The organism is Nocardioides sp. NPDC051685 (genome assembly GCF_044453405.1).
Classification (GTDB): Bacteria; Actinomycetota; Actinomycetes; order Propionibacteriales; family Nocardioidaceae; genus Nocardioides.
The window spans coordinates 193,052-207,511 of the sequence record NZ_JBITCR010000001.1 but is presented as its reverse complement, the minus strand read 5'-3'; the positions used below and the strand labels follow the sequence as shown (position 1 = coordinate 207,511).

The following is a 14,460-nucleotide window of genomic DNA, read 5'->3' as shown; positions in this document are numbered from 1 at the left end:
GGAGCGAAGCGAGGACCGGATTGCGCCGCGTCAGCGCGCCACGAGACCAAGGCAAGAAGAGATGACAGAGCCAAACCACCCAGTTCGCACCCCGAGACCCCACCAAAAGCTCCTGGAAGACGGCCGCACGGTAAGAGAGGTCCTCACCTACACCCGCCGCGGCAGCCGCCTGGACGCCAAGCAGCAGAAGGCCTGGGACGCGTACGCCGCGGAATGGGTGATCCCGGACGACGCGGTCGACGAGCCCGGCTTCTCCCTGGAGACCTGGTTCGGTCGCAAGGCCCCGTTGATCGTCGACATCGGCGGCGGCGTGGGAGAGGCGACGGCGGTGCTGGCGGCCAACCGTCCCGACGCCAACATCCTGGCGCTGGAGGTCTGGCGGCCCGGTGTCGCCGAGAGCCTCGCCCGGGTGGGCGCCGCGGGTGCGACGAACGTACGTTTCTGCAGCGTCGACGCACTCTGGACGCTCGAGAATCTGGTCGAGCCGGGTTCGGTCAGCGAGATCTGGACGTTCTTCCCCGACCCGTGGCACAAGACCCGCCACCACAAGCGGCGCCTGGTGACGCCCACCAACGCGCGGATGATCGCGGAGCGGCTCGCGCCCGGTGGGATCTGGCGGCTGGCGACCGACTGGGTCGAGTACGCCGAGCAGATGATCGAGGTCCTCGACGCCGAGCCGCTGCTGAGCGGCGGGGTGGTCGACCGCTGGGAGGAGCGCCCGGTGACCAAGTTCGAGCGCAAGGGTCTGGCCAAGGAGCGGGTCATCACCGACCTTCTCTACCGGAGGCGTTGACCCGAACTACCCGTGTCGTGACCGATCTGTAGGCCCGGAACCGTCAGGATCGGCGACATGAAGTTGTACGCCGACACGCCCTCGCGCCGGGTTGCCCAGCTGTTCGTCGACCTGCTGACGGTGGCCTGGGTCGCCGGGTGGATCTTCCTCGGCCGGCTGGTCCACCGGATGGTCTCCGCGCTCGCCGTGCCCGGCGAGAAGATGGACGACGCCGGCACCTCGCTCTCCGCGAAGCTGCTGGAGGCCGCCGGCAAGGTCGATGACCTGCCGCTGGTCAAGGACGGCATCGCGGCCCCGTTCGAGGGCGCCGCGAAGGCTGCCGACCAGCTCCGCGCCGCCGGTGAGGCTCAGGTCGACGCCGTCTCGACGATCGCGATCTGGCTGGCCGTCGGGGTCGTGGTCGTCCCGGTGCTGATGTGGCTGATGGTCTACGTGCCGCTGCGGTGGCGGTTCATCCGCGCAGCGACCTCGACCCAGCGGTTCCTGGAGGCGGGCACCGGCGCCGATCTCGTGGCCCTGCGGGCGATGTCCACCCAGCCGCTGCACAAGCTCGTGAAAATCAGCGACGACCCGGTCAAGGCCTGGCGCGACGGTGATGCCGAGGTGGTGGCGAAGCTGGCCGCGCTGGAGCTGAGGTCGGTCGGCCTCAGCGCCAAGCGGCTCAAGAGCTCCTAGCGCGCGGTGAGCCGCGCCCGGAGCTCCCCGTCGCGGGCCAGCCGGGCCGCGTCCCGATCACGGCGGGTGGCGAGGACCGCGGCCAGGTAGGCCTCGGGCGGTGTGCCCGGGGGAGGGCCGGGGGCGACGTACGTCTGCATGTGGGTCGCCAGGCGCTCGGCGAGTGCATGGCGGCGGACGGGGTCGGTGTAGGTGCCGACCTCGCCCGAGAGGAACCGCCGCACCGCCAGCGACAGGCCGACCGGGATGGTCGCGACGTCGGCGCGGGAGGCCCAGGCGGCGAGCCCCGGGGGCATCTGGATCGGCGCCGGCGGCCGCAGCGGCACCCGCACCCGGATGACGTACGTCCCGGCTGCGATGTCGCCGAGCCGCTTGCCGCGCGGGTGGATCATCGCGGTGAGGAAGGCAGCGGCGCCGCTGGTGCCGTAGATCTCGATGACACCGACCAGGGCGCGTACGAACGCGTGGTGGAAGCTGATCGCCCCGCCGTCGTCACGCACCGTGCGCAGCCCGAGCGCGAGCTTGCCGAGCGAACGGCCGCGGGTGAGCGTCTCGATGACCGTCGGGAAGATCAGCATGACCGAGGCGGTGGCCGCGATGTAGGCGGCCCACGCGAGCGCCTCGTCGGTCGCGGGGGCGGCGGTCATGAAGACGATCAGCGTCACGATGAGCAGCGCCGTCACCGTGATCATGTCGATGAGGCCCGACAGCAGCCGCATCCCCAGCCCGGCGGCCGGCAGGTCGAGAGCGACCGCGTCTCCGGTGACCAGATCGTCGTCGGTGAGCAGGGCACGTTCGAGGGGGCGTCGCTCGGGCATTTGCGGCGCGGAGGTCATGGCGGTCAGCGTACGCTGCGGGCGTGGATCTCGACGCGTATCTGGCCGCTACCGCCGCCGACCGGACCAGGCTCGAGCAGCTGTTGGCCGAGCGCCGGCTGAGCGGTGCCCAGGCCGACGAGCTGGTCGAGCTCTACCAGCGGGTGAGCACCCAGCTCTCGGTCGTACGCAGCAACGCCCCCGACCCGACGGTCGTCCAGCATCTCTCGGTGCTGCTCGCCGCCGCCCGCAACCGCACCACCGGCACCCGGACGAGCACCTGGTCCGGCTTCCTGCGGTTCTTCACCCACCGCTTCCCGGCCGCGCTCTACCGGCTGCGCTGGTGGTGGCTGGGGATGATGGCGGCCAACGTGCTCGTCACCGCGGTGATGATCTGGTGGTTGCTGCTCCACCCCGAGGTCGAGCAGTCGCTGCTCGGCCCGGAGCAGGTCAAGCAGCTGGTCGAGCACGACATCGAGGGCTACTACAGCGAGCATGCGGCCTCGTCGTTCGCCACCCAGGTCTGGGTCAACAACGTCTGGGTCTCGTTCATCTGCATCGCTCTGGGGGTGCTCGGGCTGCCGGTGATCTACTCGATGTTCCAGAACATCTCGAACCTGGCGATCCTCGGCACCCTGATGCACCGCCACGACCGCGGCGGCCTCTTCTGGGGCCTGATCCTTCCCCACGGGCTGCTGGAGCTGACCGCTGTCTTCGTCGCCGGCGCCGTCGGGCTGCGGATCTTCTGGTCCTGGATCGACCCCGGATCGTTGACGCGTGGTCAGTCGATGGCCCGGGAGGGCCGCACCGCCGGCGGCATCGCCCTCGGCCTCATCGTCGTGCTGCTGATCTCCGGCATCATCGAAGCCTTCGTCACCCCCTCCCCCCTGCCCACCTGGGCTCGCGTCGGCATCGGCGTCATCGCGGAGCTCGCCTTCTTCGCGTACGTCTTCATCGTCGGCCGCGCCGCCGCCTCCCGCGGCGAGACCGGAGACATCGACGAGCGCCTGCTCGAGGACCGGGTCGCCACCCAGGCGTAGTCGTACGCTCGATCTATGAGAGCTCGGGGCATGGACGATCCGGTGGTCGTCGAGGCGTGGGATGGTCCGGTCACCTTCAGGACAAGGACCAGTAGCATCAACAGACCCATGGCCGTGCCGGAGCGCCTATGGCGAGTTGAGCCCGCGCGCGCAACCGCTGTCGTGATCTTGCCGCACCACGTGTTCTGGTCTCCGGGTGGAGAGAGTTTTGATCTCGCTGATCGCCGCTCTCGCTACCTCGTCTACTCGACGGTCATGCTCGAAGGGCATCCCGAGGACCTCGTCGAGTACGTCGATGGCGCACTCCTGGACGAGATGTGGGACGACCAGCTCTGGCCGCGGGACATCGGCCCGTTGTGGCAACCAGCGGTCGACGCCTTCCGAGCTGCCAGGACTCAGAGCTGACCGGTGGCCTTGAGCTGCAGGTAGTGGTCGGCGAGAGCGGGCGGGAGGGACTCGGCGTCGGCGTCGACGATGTCGACGCCGAGGGTGCGGAGCATGGCGGCGGTGTGGTCGCGGCGGCGGAGGGTCTGCTCGGCGGCGGCCGCGGCGTACACGTCCTCGAGGGTGTCGCGGGAGGCGGCGGTGGCCTCGAGCTCGGGGTCGCGGACGGAGGCCAGGACGACGCGGTGGTGCTGGGTCAGGACCGGGAGGACAGGGAGGAGCGACTCCTCGATCGCGTGCGGGTCGAGAGGCGTCAAGAGGACGACGAGCGCGCGGTGGCGGCCGAGCCCCGCGACGGCCCCGGCGAGGTTGGACCAGTCGGCCTCGGCGATGACCGGCTCGAGGTCGGCCATCGCCTCCTGCAGCCGCTGGGTGACGTCACGCTGGCCGGCGAGGCGGACCCGGGAGCGTACCCGGAGGTCGCCGGCGATGAAGTCGATCCGGTCGCCGGCCCGGGACGCGATGGCGGCGAGCAGGAGCCCGGCGTCCATGGCCGAGTCGAGCCGCGGCACCCCGCCGCCCGCGCCCTCGACCCGGCCTGCCGAGGTGCGGGAGGTGTCGAGCACGAGCACCACCCGGCGGTCCCGTTCGGGCTGCCAGGTGCGGACCACGACGGTGCGGGAGCGGGCGGTGGTGCGCCAGTCGATGGAGCGTACGTCGTCGCCGCGGACGTACTCGCGCAGCGAGTCGAACTCGGTCCCCTGACCGCGCACCCGGACCGCGGCCCGGCCGTCGAGCTCGCGCAGCCGCTGCAGCCGCGAGGGGAGGTGCTTGCGCGACTCGAACGCCGGCAGCACCCGTACGGATCCTGCCACCGGGACCGTGCGCTGCCGGGCGCCGAGACCGAGAGGGCCGAAGGCCCGCACGGTGACGCCGAGCGCCCGCAGGTCTCCGCGGCGGCGCGGCCGTAGCGGCGTACGCAACCTGGTGCTGTCCCCGCGATCGAGCCGGATCCGGTGTCGGTTGCCGGTGGCGTCGGCGGTGGGCTGCCAGGCATCCCGCACCAGCGCCCGGAAGCGGCGGGCGGGGGAGCGGACCATCAGCTCCGACGTCGTCGACTCGCCCAGCCTGATCCCACCGAGCGGCACCCGGGTGATCTCGAGGGTCGCCGGCCTGGGCGCCAGGAGGACGTCGAGGAGCGCCAGCGCCACCACCAGCAGGATCCAGATCGCGGCCGTGCTCGCCGTCGGGCGTAGGACGACCGGGATGATGCCGGCGAGCATCAGCAGCGGGACTCGCCAGGTGATGGTCATCGGGGAACGGGGACGGCGCCGATGGCGGAGGAGAGGACCTGGGAGACCTGGACGCCCTCGAGCTCGGCCTCGGGGCGCAGGGCCAGGCGGTGGGCGAGGGTGGCGTGGGCGAGGGCCTTCACGTCGTCGGGGGTCACGAAGTCGCGGCCGGCGAGCCACGCCCAGGCGCGCGCGGAGCGGAGCAGCGCGGTGGCGCCACGCGGGGACACACCGGCCGAGAGCGACGGGGACTCGCGGGTCGCCCGGGCGATGTCGACGATGTAGCCGGTGACCTCGGGAGACACCTGGACGGAGCCGACGTGCTGCCGAGCGGCCTCGATGTCGGCGCCGGACGCCACCGCGCTGACCCCGGCGCCGGCGACGTCGCGCGGGTCGAAGCCGGAGGCGTGCCGGGTGAGGATCTGCACCTCGTCCGAGCGCGAGGGCACCGGCAGGACGACCTTCAGCAGGAACCGGTCCAGCTGCGCCTCGGGGAGCGGGTAGACACCCTCGTACTCGATCGGGTTCTGGGTCGCCGCCACCAGGAACGGGCGCGGCAGGTCGCGGGTGACGCCGTCGACGGAGACCCGGCCCTCCTCCATCGCCTCGAGCAGCGCGGACTGGGTCTTCGGCGGGGTGCGGTTGATCTCGTCGGCGAGGAGCAGGTTGGTGAAGACCGGTCCCTCCCGGAAGGTCAGCGAACCGTGGGACGACTCGACCACCATCGACCCGGTGATGTCCCCGGGCATCAGGTCGGGGGTGAACTGCACCCGGCGGGTCTCGACCGACAGAGCGGCGGACAGCGACCGCACCAGCAGGGTCTTGGCGGTGCCGGGCACGCCCTCCATGAGTACGTGGCCGCCGCACACCAGCGCGACCAGCAGCCCGGAGACCGCGGCGTCCTGCCCGACGACCGCCTTGGCGACCTCGGCCCGGACCGCGGTGAGCCGCTCCCGTGCGCCGTCGGGCGACACGGAGGGGATGGTCTCGGATTGGGTCATGGGTGTCGTACCTCTTCCTCAAGGGCCGCCAGCGCGTTGGCCAGCGTGATCAGGTCATGGTCGTTCTCGATCGGGGCATCGGTGAGCAGCGTGGAGACCTCGAGGTCGGGTCTGCCGGTGCGCTGGACGACGGCGCGTACGACGGCCTCGGGGGTGGCGTCGCGCCCCAGTCGCAGCCGCCGGGCGAGGCGGGTGCGGGCGGCGTGCCGCAGCGTGGTCGCTGCATGCGTGCGGTCTCCGGAGCGGCGGTAGAGCCGGCCCAGGCTGCGCGTCGTCTCCCCGGCGCGGACATGGACCGGCAGCGGCTCGACCGCGAGCGGACCCAGCCGCCGCCCGCGGGTGACGGCGAAGGCGACGACGGCGAGCAGCAGGAGCCACAGCGCCGGCTTGATCCAGCGCGGCAGCAACGACGCGGGGGAGTGGGCCTCGTCGGGGGCGAGGTCCTCGAAGGAGGGGACATACCAGACCAGGTGGTCGCTCTCGCCCAGCAGCCGCAGCGCCACCGCCGCGTTGTCCGCCCGCAGGATCTGGTCGTTGGTCAGCACCTGCGGCGCACCCCAGACGGTGAGCCCCTCCGCCGGCGCGAGCACGGCACCACCCTCGTGCGGGAAGCAGGAACCGGCGTCGTACGCAGTGACCGCATCGGCATGGATGCTGAGCCCGTCCCAGCGTGGGTCGTCGCACTCCGCCTCGACCGTCTCGGACGTCTGGGTGATCGCGTAGGGGATCCCGAGCATCGCCGAGACGTAGGGCGCGGGCTCGGCCAGGATCAGGTCGGCCGCGTCGTCGGTGCGCTCGCGCAGCCGGGAGGCGGTGTCCCCGCCGAGCGCGTCGGTGCCGGTCACGAAGACGGTCGTGTCCGCGCCGATGTCGGTGTCGTCGAGTGCGTCGGATGACCGGACGATGTCGACCTCGACCCCGTGGTCCTCGAGCACCCGGACCAGCGCCCGGCTGCCGTCGGGATCGGGACTCTCGGGGTCGTAGGGGGCATAGGCCTCCCCGCCCTTCGGCGTCGCGACGTACGCCAGCACGACCGCGATCACGAAGGCCAGCGCGACGGCCAGCAACGGCCGGTGGCGCCGGAACCAGCCCGGCCTCTCTGCGGCCGGGCCTGCCGCGACCTGGGTCTCCACCGTCATCGCGCCACCGCCAGCTCCTGCTCGAGCGCGAGCACGCCCTCGGCCTGCTCACGGGTGGCCGGGTGGTCGCCGTAGAGCACCTCGTTGAACAGCTCCGCGGCCTGACCTGCCCGCCCGTCGAGCGACAGCTCCCGCTCCAGGCTCGCCGCCACCTCGGCGGCGGTGAGCCCCGGGTCCTCGGCGAGCCGGCCGCGCTCGACCTGCCGCCTGGCCAGCGCTCGGAACCCGTCGATCACCGCGGCGCCGTGATCCCCCGAGGCGTACGCAGCCTCGGCCCGCGCCCGGAGCGCGGCCGCCGAGAGCGACTCGTCGGTGAGGACGTCCCCGTTGCGGTCGCGGGCGACCCGGGGACTGCGCCGGGCCCGCGAGACCAGCAGGCCGAGCCCGACCAGGATCAGCGCGAAGACGACCATCGCGGCGACCGTCTGGGCCCAGGGCACGTCGCCGGCCGACGGGAGACCGTCGGAGAGGGTGCGCTCGATCCAGCGCAGGATCCGCTCGATGAGATCGAGGTCGTGATACTCCGGGTCGGCCAGCTCGCGCCGGAGCCAGGAGCGACCCTCCTCGGGCGTCGGCGCCAGAGGAGGAGTCTCATGGAGGAGGATCATCGGCTCAGCAGCCCGGCCTGCTCCATCAGCTCGACCTCGTAGGACTCCTTGCGGATGCGCTGATCGAGATACTGCAGGTTGGTCACTGCGCCGCTGAACGGCGCCACGATCGCGGCGGAGACCACCGTCGAGAGGGCGCTGCCGACGATGGTCGCGAAGAAGTAGAGGTCGGGCTGCGCGATGCCCACGAAGCTGGCGACCAGGCTGATCGGGACAGAGATGATCTGGGAGGCGAAGCCCGCGATGATGCTGGCCAGCAGCCAGATCCCGAAGAGCCGCCAGAACTGCCTCGCCGACAGCCGCCAGGCCCGCCCGAAGGCGCCGAAGACGCCGGTGTGCTCCAGCATCAGTGCCGGCACCGCGAGCAGGTAGAGCCGCACCGCCAGAAACACCGAGGCCACGATCAGCAGCAGGAACATCAGGATGCCGACCAGGATGGCCGGGATCGGACTGTCGACCACGATGGCGAGCACCACCACCGGCGTCACCGCGACCGCCACGACCAGCAGATAGACGAACGTGGTCAGCAGGGCGAGCCCGATCAGTCGCCAGCGGTTGCCGTGCGTCGCCGCCCACGCCTGACCCAGGGTGAGCTTGCGGCCGATCGCCGCGGCGTGGGCGACGTGGGAGATCATCCCCGCCACCAGGATCGCGCCGATCGCCTGCAGGACCGAGCCGAGGACGAAGGAGCCGAAGGCCACCAGCATGCCGATGATCTCGGAGCTGCCCGGCGCGTAGTCGGGGTCCTCGATGGTCGCGCCGAACCACTCGAGGCTGTCGCCGCTGACGGTCATCGCCGTGGTCACGCCCAGCGGGATGGCCATCGCGATTGCCGCCACCAGCACCGAGGCGCCGACCGTGGCGCCGGGGTTGAAGCGTACGAGCCGGAAGGCGCCGTCGAGCATGTCGCCGAGGCCCAGCGGCCGCAGCGGGATCGCCCCGGGCTTGTGGGCCGGAGGCAACGGCTGTGTCCACGCAGGTTGGGCCGGTTGGGCCGGGTAGGCCGCCGGAGGAGGGCTGTACGGTGCAGCTGCACCCTGTTGAGGTTGCTCACCCGGTGGGGGCGGCCACACTCCTGACATCCTGATGCTCCTCGTCGCGAAGGCCGGCGAACTCGCTCGGTTGGGGGCATCCTCTCAGAGCGAACCAGACGACATCGTTGATTTGGAGCCACCTGCGTACGCGTGACAAGATTCTCTGGTTGCTCCAGTGAATGTGCGCTGGGGTGTGCACACCTTGACTACTGAATCGCGTCACCTGAGCAGGCTGATCAGCCTGTCCGGATGTGGTCTGTGGTCGTCGTGTGCCCATCCCGAAGGCGTGGTTCCAGTGAAGCTGATGGTGAAAGTCCCGTCGAGAAGTCCGGCGTCTGCTTGTGAAAAATAAGCGACACGCCCGACCGCGGGGGTCGGAGCCAGAGGTGAGCAACCGGGCCGACTCAGCCGGAGGAAGCCTGTAGCACGCGGCACGCTGACCAAGAAGGACGAGAGAGACAGATGGCGGGACAGAAGATCCGCATCAGGCTCAAGGCCTATGACCACGAGGTGATCGACACCTCGGCGCGAAAGATCGTGGACACGGTCACCCGTACGGGTGCCAAGGTCGCCGGCCCGGTGCCGCTGCCGACCGAGAAGAACGTGTACTGCGTCATCCGCTCGCCCCACAAGTACAAGGACTCGCGCGAGCACTTCGAGATGCGCACCCACAAGCGCCTCATCGACATCATCGACCCGACCCCGAAGACTGTTGACTCCCTCATGCGGCTCGACCTGCCTGCTGGTGTCGACATCGAGATCAAGCTCTGAGGTTGACGACATGACGATCGAACGCAACGTGAAGGGTCTCCTGGGCACCAAGCTCGGCATGACCCAGCTCTGGGACGAGAACAACGTCGTCGTCCCCGTGACCGTCATCGCGGCGAACACCAACGTCGTGACCCAGGTCCGCACCCCCGAGGCCGACGGCTACAACGCCGTGCAGATCGGCTACGGCGAGATCGACGGCCGCAAGGTGAACAAGCCGGGCGCCGGCCAGTTCGAGAAGGCGGGCGTCACGCCGCGCCGCCACCTGGCCGAGATCCGCACCGCCGACGCCGCGTCGTACTCCGCCGGCCAGGAGCTCCCCGTCGACACCTTCGCCGTGGGCGAGGAGATCGACGTGACGGGCACCTCGAAGGGTAAGGGGTTCGCGGGCACCATGAAGCGCCACGGCTTTGCCGGCGTCAGCGCTTCGCACGGTGCTCACCGCAACCACCGCAAGCCGGGATCGATCGGCGCCTGCGCCACCCCGGGTCGCGTGTTCAAGGGCGTCCGCATGGCCGGTCACATGGGTACCGACACCGTCACCACCCAGAACCTGACCGTGCACGCCGTCGACACCGAGAAGGGCCTCATCCTGGTCAAGGGCGCCATCCCTGGCCCCAAGGGTGGCCTCGTGGTCCTGCGCTCGGCTGCTAAGAAGCTGGAGGCCTGATCATGGCTATCAAGACCGTCAAGGTCGACTTCCCGGCTGAGATCTTCGATGTTGAGCTCAACATCCCGCTGATCCACCAGGTCGTCGTCGCGCAGCAGGCCGCTGCGCGCCAGGGCACGCACGCCACCAAGACCCGCGGCGAGGTCCGCGGCGGTGGCCGCAAGCCCTACAAGCAGAAGGGCACCGGTCGCGCCCGCCAGGGTTCGACCCGCGCGCCGCAGTTCGCCGGTGGTGGCACCGTCCACGGCCCGCAGCCGCGTGACTACAGCCAGCGCACCCCCAAGAAGATGAAGGCCGCCGCGCTCCGCGGTGCCCTCTCCGACCGGGCTCGTGCCGGCCAGATCCACGTGGCCGAGTTCGCCCTCGAGGCGCCCTCGACCAAGACCGCGCTGACCGCCCTCAAGGCGATCTCGGACGTCAAGCGTTACCTCGTCGTCCTGGACCGCTCCGAGTCCGTCGCCGCCCTGAGCCTGCGTAACGCCCCCGAGGTGCACCTGCTCTGGGCCGACCAGCTCAACACCTACGACGTCCTCGTCTCCGACGATGTTGTCTTCTCCAAGCCGGCCTACGAGGTCTTCATCTCGGGCAAGCCGGTCGTCGCCGCCAAGGAGACCGTCACCATCGGTGAGGTCGAGAAGGCAGCGGCCAAGGCGCCCGCCGCCGAGCCCGCCAAGGAGAGCGACCTGCCCGAGGGTGCTGTCGCACCGCTCGAGGACGGCTCCGCTCCCGAGGGCTTCGACATCAAGGGCAACGTCAAGGGCAAGGACAAGAAGTTCCACGCTCCGGGCGGCCGTTGGTACGAGTCCACCAAGGCGGAGTTCTACTTCAAGTCCGCCGAGGACGCCATCGCCGCAGGCTTCGTCGAGGCCGGCAAGAAGAAGGCTGAGGAGGCTGACAAGTGAGCACGCTGCACTACGACCCCCGCGACATCCTGATCGCGCCGGTGGTCTCCGAGAAGAGCTACGGCCTCCTCGACCAGAACAAGTACACCTTCATCGTTCGCCCCGACGCGAACAAGACCGAGATCAAGATCGCGGTCGAGAAGGTGTTCGACGTCAAGGTGACCTCGGTCAACACGATCAACCGCAAGGGCAAGGCCCGCCGTACGCGTTACGGCCTGGGCAAGCGCCCCGACACCAAGCGCGCGATCGTCTCCCTGGCTGAGGGCGACCGCATCGACATCTTCGGCGCGTGAGAAGGACTGACTGAACATGGCTATTCGTAAGTACAAGCCGACCACCCCGGGCCGTCGTGGCTCGTCGGTGGCCGACTTCGCCGAGATCACTCGGACCACGCCGGAGAAGTCGCTGACCAAGCCCCTTCCCAAGAAGGGCGGCCGCAACAACCAGGGCCGGATCACGACCCGTCACATCGGTGGCGGTCACAAGCGTGCGTACCGGATCATCGACTTCCGTCGCTACGACAAGGACGGCGTGCCGGCCAAGGTCGCTCACATCGAGTACGACCCGAACCGCACCGCCCGCATCGCTCTGCTGCACTACTTCGACGGCGAGAAGCGCTACATCCTCGCGCCCGTCGGCGTGAGCCAGGGCACCGTCGTGGAGTCCGGTCCCACCGCTGACATCAAGCCCGGCAACAACCTGCCGCTGCGCAACATCCCGGTTGGTACCACCATCCACAATGTTGAGCTGCGTCCGGGTGGCGGCGCGAAGATCGCCCGCTCCGCCGGCATGAGCGCCCAGCTGGTCGCTCGTGAGGGCTCCAAGGCCACGCTGCGTATGCCTTCGGGTGAGATGCGCTTCGTCGACGTGCGCTGCCGCGCCACCGTCGGCCAGGTCGGCAACGCCGAGCAGTCCAACATCAACTGGGGTAAGGCCGGCCGTATGCGGTGGAAGGGCGTTCGCCCGACCGTCCGCGGTGTGGTCATGAATCCGGTCGACCACCCGCACGGTGGTGGTGAGGGTAAGACCTCCGGTGGCCGTCACCCGGTCAGCCCCTGGGGTAAGCCCGAGGGCCGTACGCGCAAGCGCAAGGCCTCTGACTCGCAGATCATCCGCCGCCGTAAGAGCGGGAAGGGTAGGAAGTAAGCAATGCCTCGCAGCCTGAAGAAGGGCCCCTTCATCGACGACCACCTTCAGAAGAAGGTCGACGCCGAGAACGAGAAGGGCACCCACAACGTGATCAAGACCTGGTCGCGCCGCTCGATGATCGTGCCCGAGATGATCGGTCACACCATCGCGGTGCACGACGGTCGCAAGCACGTCCCGGTCTTCGTGTCCGACTCGATGGTCGGTCACAAGCTGGGCGAGTTCGCCCCGACCCGCACGTTCAAGGGTCACATCAAGGACGACCGGAAGGGACGCCGTCGATGACCACCACCGAACGGCAGCGCATCAGCGCCCGCCGCGACTCCCTGCTCGGCGACCAGCCGGGTGCCTTCGCGAGTGCCCGCTTCGTGCGGATCACCCCGCTGAAGGCACGCCGCGTCGTCGACCTGGTTCGCGGTCTGCCCGTCGACGAGGCTCTGTCCCTGCTGCAGTTCGCGCCGCAGGCAGCCTCCGAGACTGTTTACAAGGTTCTCGAGTCCGCCATCGCCAACGCGGTGTCGACCGAGGGTCTGGACCGCGACGACCTGGTCGTCTCGGTCGCCATGGTCGACGAAGGTCCGACCATGAAGCGCTGGCGCCCCCGCGCCCAGGGCCGTGCGACCCGCATCAACAAGCGGACCTCGCACATCACCCTGGCCGTGCAGCCGGCCGACGTCGTCGAGAAGGGCGGTAAGAAGTAATGGGTCAGAAGATCAACCCGAACGGCTTCCGCCTGGGCATCTCGACCGACCACAAGTCGCGTTGGTACGCCGACAAGCAGTACAAGGAGTACGTCGGCGAGGACGTCAAGATCCGCAAGCTCCTGTCGAAGGGCATGGAGCGGGCCGGCATCGCCAAGGTCGAGATCGAGCGCACCCGTGACCGCGTCCGGGTGGACATCCACACCGCGCGTCCCGGCATCGTGATCGGCCGCCGCGGCGCCGAGGCCGACCGCCTCCGCACCGAGCTGGAGAAGCTCACCGGCAAGCAGGTCCAGCTGAACATCCTCGAGGTCAAGAACCCCGAGGTCGACGCTCAGCTGGTCGCCCAGGGTGTCGCCGAGCAGCTCAGCGGTCGCGTGCAGTTCCGTCGCGCGATGCGCAAGGCCATGCAGACCACCATGCGCTCCGGTGCCAAGGGCATCCGGATCCAGTGCTCGGGTCGTCTCAACGGCGCTGAGATGTCGCGTACGGAGTTCTACCGCGAGGGTCGCGTCCCGCTGCACACGCTGCGTGCCGACATCGACTACGGCTTCTACGAGGCCCGCACGACCTTCGGCCGCATCGGCGTGAAGGTCTGGATCTACAAGGGCGAGGTCTCCGGATCGCGCGCCGAGCGTCAGGCCGCCCAGGCCGCCCGTGCGGGCGTCCCGGGTCGCGGTGGCAACGACCGTCGCGGTGGCCGCGGCGACCGTCCGTCGCGTGGCTCCCGTGGTGACCGCCCGAACCGCGCTGACCGCGCGGCGAAGACTGAGGCGCCGGCTGCCGCTGAGGCTCCCGCCGCCGAGACCACGTCCCAGGAGGGCTGACCCATGCTGATGCCCCGTCGCGTCAAGCACCGCAAGCAGCACCACCCGAAGCGCACTGGCGTGGCCAAGGGTGGCACGAAGCTGGCCTTCGGTGACTACGGCATCCAGGCGATCGAGGGTCACTACGTGACCAACCGCCAGATCGAGGCAGCGCGTATCGCGATGACTCGTCACATCAAGCGAGGCGGCAAGGTGTGGATCAACATCTACCCCGACGTCCCGCTGACCAAGAAGCCTGCCGAGACCCGCATGGGTTCCGGTAAGGGTTCGCCCGAGTGGTGGGTCGCCAACGTCAAGCCGGGCCGCGTCATGTTCGAGCTCTCCGGTGTCGACGAGAACACGGCCCGCGAGGCGATGCGCCGCGCGATCCACAAGCTGCCCATGAAGTGCCGTTTCATCACGCGAGAGGCTGGTGAGTTCTGATGGCTAACTCCCTGCAGGCGTTCGAGCTGGACGAGCTCACCGACGTCGACCTCGAGGCGAAGCTGCGCGAGGCGAAGGAGGAGCTGTTCAACCTCCGGTTCCAGGCGGCCACCGGCCAGCTGGAGAGCCACGGTCGGCTCCGCACCGTCAAGAAGGACATCGCCCGGATCTACACCGTGGTGCGTGAGCGCGAGCTCGGCATCCGCGTGGCCCCGGGCACCGAGACCACCGAGGAGGCCTGA

Annotated in this window: 20 protein-coding genes; 14 read left to right on the top strand and 6 right to left on the bottom strand. The window is 69.8% G+C overall.

Features of this window, described 5'->3' with window-relative positions:
* The first annotated feature begins 61 nt into the window (after positions 1-61).
* Both trmB and ACIA03_RS01020 read left to right on the top strand, forming a co-directional pair.
* The gene (gene trmB, locus ACIA03_RS01025; RefSeq protein WP_396978378.1) at positions 62-793 is read left to right on the top strand and encodes a tRNA (guanosine(46)-N7)-methyltransferase TrmB; all 732 of its coding nucleotides are present in this window, start codon (positions 62-64) and stop codon (positions 791-793) included.
* 57 nt (positions 794-850) lie between these two features.
* Complete coding sequence (locus ACIA03_RS01020) at positions 851-1,468, top strand: hypothetical protein (RefSeq protein WP_396978376.1); 618 nt, start codon at positions 851-853, stop codon at positions 1,466-1,468.
* On the opposite strand, the gene ACIA03_RS01015 is transcribed toward ACIA03_RS01020, so the two are convergent.
* Positions 1,465-2,304, bottom strand: a complete 840-nt coding sequence (locus tag ACIA03_RS01015) for an RDD family protein (RefSeq protein WP_396978374.1) — start codon at positions 2,302-2,304, stop codon at positions 1,465-1,467. The genes ACIA03_RS01020 and ACIA03_RS01015 overlap by 4 nt on opposite strands.
* Before the next feature lie 23 nt (positions 2,305-2,327).
* Here ACIA03_RS01015 and ACIA03_RS01010 point away from each other — a divergent pair, with 23 nt between their 5' ends.
* The gene (locus tag ACIA03_RS01010; RefSeq protein ID WP_396978372.1) at positions 2,328-3,323 is read left to right on the top strand and encodes a stage II sporulation protein M; all 996 of its coding nucleotides are present in this window, start codon (positions 2,328-2,330) and stop codon (positions 3,321-3,323) included.
* A 30-nt stretch (positions 3,324-3,353) separates the two neighbouring features.
* Entirely contained in the window at positions 3,354-3,728 is a 375-nt protein-coding gene (locus tag ACIA03_RS01005; protein ID WP_396978370.1) for a hypothetical protein, read from the top strand.
* On the opposite strand, the gene ACIA03_RS01000 is transcribed toward ACIA03_RS01005, so the two are convergent.
* The 5 genes from ACIA03_RS01000 to ACIA03_RS00980 are packed head-to-tail and all read right to left on the bottom strand — an operon-like array spanning position 3,719 to position 8,709.
* Positions 3,719-5,020, bottom strand: coding sequence for a DUF58 domain-containing protein (locus ACIA03_RS01000; protein WP_396978368.1), 1,302 nt, complete (start codon positions 5,018-5,020; stop codon positions 3,719-3,721). The two genes, ACIA03_RS01005 and ACIA03_RS01000, sit on opposite strands and share 10 nt — an antisense overlap.
* Entirely contained in the window at positions 5,017-6,000 is a 984-nt protein-coding gene (locus ACIA03_RS00995; protein ID WP_396978366.1) for an AAA family ATPase, read from the bottom strand. The genes ACIA03_RS01000 and ACIA03_RS00995 overlap by 4 nt, the downstream gene beginning before the upstream one ends.
* Positions 5,997-7,139, bottom strand: coding sequence for a DUF4350 domain-containing protein (locus ACIA03_RS00990; protein WP_396978364.1), 1,143 nt, complete (start codon positions 7,137-7,139; stop codon positions 5,997-5,999). The genes ACIA03_RS00995 and ACIA03_RS00990 overlap by 4 nt, the downstream gene beginning before the upstream one ends.
* On the bottom strand, positions 7,136-7,747 hold the full coding sequence (locus ACIA03_RS00985) for a DUF4129 domain-containing protein (RefSeq protein ID WP_396978362.1): 612 nt from the start codon (positions 7,745-7,747) through the stop codon (positions 7,136-7,138). The genes ACIA03_RS00990 and ACIA03_RS00985 overlap by 4 nt, the downstream gene beginning before the upstream one ends.
* A complete protein-coding gene (locus tag ACIA03_RS00980) occupies positions 7,744-8,709 on the bottom strand; it encodes a hypothetical protein (RefSeq protein WP_396978360.1) in 966 nt (321 codons plus the stop codon). The genes ACIA03_RS00985 and ACIA03_RS00980 overlap by 4 nt, the downstream gene beginning before the upstream one ends.
* A gap of 534 nt (positions 8,710-9,243) precedes the next feature.
* On the opposite strand from ACIA03_RS00980, the gene rpsJ reads away from it, so the two are divergent.
* Genes rpsJ through rpmC form a run of 10 tightly spaced genes read left to right on the top strand, consistent with a single transcriptional unit; the run spans position 9,244 to position 14,460 of the window.
* On the top strand, positions 9,244-9,552 hold the full coding sequence (gene rpsJ / locus ACIA03_RS00975) for a 30S ribosomal protein S10 (protein WP_008360994.1): 309 nt from the start codon (positions 9,244-9,246) through the stop codon (positions 9,550-9,552).
* Positions 9,553-9,562: 10 nt separating this feature from the next.
* Positions 9,563-10,219, top strand: coding sequence for a 50S ribosomal protein L3 (gene rplC / locus ACIA03_RS00970; protein WP_045550119.1), 657 nt, complete (start codon positions 9,563-9,565; stop codon positions 10,217-10,219).
* 2 nt (positions 10,220-10,221) lie between these two features.
* Complete coding sequence (gene rplD / locus ACIA03_RS00965; RefSeq protein WP_141795128.1) at positions 10,222-11,121, top strand: 50S ribosomal protein L4; 900 nt, start codon at positions 10,222-10,224, stop codon at positions 11,119-11,121.
* Positions 11,118-11,414 (top strand): 50S ribosomal protein L23, encoded by a 297-nt coding sequence (rplW, locus tag ACIA03_RS00960; protein ID WP_008360999.1) that lies wholly within the window; start codon positions 11,118-11,120, stop codon positions 11,412-11,414. Before rplD ends, rplW begins: the two co-directional genes overlap by 4 nt.
* A 16-nt stretch (positions 11,415-11,430) precedes the next feature.
* Positions 11,431-12,267 carry a 50S ribosomal protein L2 gene (rplB, locus tag ACIA03_RS00955; RefSeq protein ID WP_091052382.1) on the top strand — a complete coding sequence of 279 codons (837 nt, stop codon included), beginning with the start codon at positions 11,431-11,433 and terminating at the stop codon, positions 12,265-12,267.
* A 3-nt stretch (positions 12,268-12,270) separates the two neighbouring features.
* Positions 12,271-12,552: a 30S ribosomal protein S19 gene (gene rpsS, locus ACIA03_RS00950; protein WP_008361004.1), complete on the top strand. Its 282-nt coding sequence runs from the start codon at positions 12,271-12,273 to the stop codon at positions 12,550-12,552.
* A complete protein-coding gene (gene rplV, locus ACIA03_RS00945) occupies positions 12,549-12,968 on the top strand; it encodes a 50S ribosomal protein L22 (protein ID WP_052693842.1) in 420 nt (139 codons plus the stop codon). The genes rpsS and rplV overlap by 4 nt, the downstream gene beginning before the upstream one ends.
* Positions 12,968-13,795 (top strand): 30S ribosomal protein S3, encoded by an 828-nt coding sequence (gene rpsC, locus ACIA03_RS00940; RefSeq protein WP_008361007.1) that lies wholly within the window; start codon positions 12,968-12,970, stop codon positions 13,793-13,795. Before rplV ends, rpsC begins: the two co-directional genes overlap by 1 nt.
* A 3-nt stretch (positions 13,796-13,798) precedes the next feature.
* Positions 13,799-14,218 (top strand): 50S ribosomal protein L16, encoded by a 420-nt coding sequence (gene rplP / locus ACIA03_RS00935; RefSeq protein ID WP_008361009.1) that lies wholly within the window; start codon positions 13,799-13,801, stop codon positions 14,216-14,218.
* Positions 14,218-14,460, top strand: coding sequence for a 50S ribosomal protein L29 (gene rpmC, locus ACIA03_RS00930; protein WP_008361011.1), 243 nt, complete (start codon positions 14,218-14,220; stop codon positions 14,458-14,460). Before rplP ends, rpmC begins: the two co-directional genes overlap by 1 nt.

Coding starts and splice junctions, on each gene's coding strand:
- rplC (WP_045550119.1), top strand. CDS start 9,563: ATGACGATCGAACGCAACGTGAAGGGTCTCCTGGGCACCAAGCTCGGC.
- rplB (WP_091052382.1), top strand. CDS start 11,431: ATGGCTATTCGTAAGTACAAGCCGACCACCCCGGGCCGTCGTGGCTCG.
- rplV (WP_052693842.1), top strand. CDS start 12,549: ATGACCACCACCGAACGGCAGCGCATCAGCGCCCGCCGCGACTCCCTG.
- ACIA03_RS00985 (WP_396978362.1), bottom strand. CDS start 7,747: ATGATCCTCCTCCATGAGACTCCTCCTCTGGCGCCGACGCCCGAGGAG.
- rplD (WP_141795128.1), top strand. CDS start 10,222: ATGGCTATCAAGACCGTCAAGGTCGACTTCCCGGCTGAGATCTTCGAT.
- ACIA03_RS01005 (WP_396978370.1), top strand. CDS start 3,354: ATGGACGATCCGGTGGTCGTCGAGGCGTGGGATGGTCCGGTCACCTTC.
- ACIA03_RS01000 (WP_396978368.1), bottom strand. CDS start 5,020: ATGACCATCACCTGGCGAGTCCCGCTGCTGATGCTCGCCGGCATCATC.
- trmB (WP_396978378.1), top strand. CDS start 62: ATGACAGAGCCAAACCACCCAGTTCGCACCCCGAGACCCCACCAAAAG.
- rpsS (WP_008361004.1), top strand. CDS start 12,271: ATGCCTCGCAGCCTGAAGAAGGGCCCCTTCATCGACGACCACCTTCAG.
- ACIA03_RS01020 (WP_396978376.1), top strand. CDS start 851: ATGAAGTTGTACGCCGACACGCCCTCGCGCCGGGTTGCCCAGCTGTTC.
- rpsC (WP_008361007.1), top strand. CDS start 12,968: ATGGGTCAGAAGATCAACCCGAACGGCTTCCGCCTGGGCATCTCGACC.
- rpsJ (WP_008360994.1), top strand. CDS start 9,244: ATGGCGGGACAGAAGATCCGCATCAGGCTCAAGGCCTATGACCACGAG.
- ACIA03_RS00990 (WP_396978364.1), bottom strand. CDS start 7,139: ATGACGGTGGAGACCCAGGTCGCGGCAGGCCCGGCCGCAGAGAGGCCG.
- rpmC (WP_008361011.1), top strand. CDS start 14,218: ATGGCTAACTCCCTGCAGGCGTTCGAGCTGGACGAGCTCACCGACGTC.
- ACIA03_RS01015 (WP_396978374.1), bottom strand. CDS start 2,304: ATGACCTCCGCGCCGCAAATGCCCGAGCGACGCCCCCTCGAACGTGCC.
- ACIA03_RS00995 (WP_396978366.1), bottom strand. CDS start 6,000: ATGACCCAATCCGAGACCATCCCCTCCGTGTCGCCCGACGGCGCACGG.
- rplP (WP_008361009.1), top strand. CDS start 13,799: ATGCTGATGCCCCGTCGCGTCAAGCACCGCAAGCAGCACCACCCGAAG.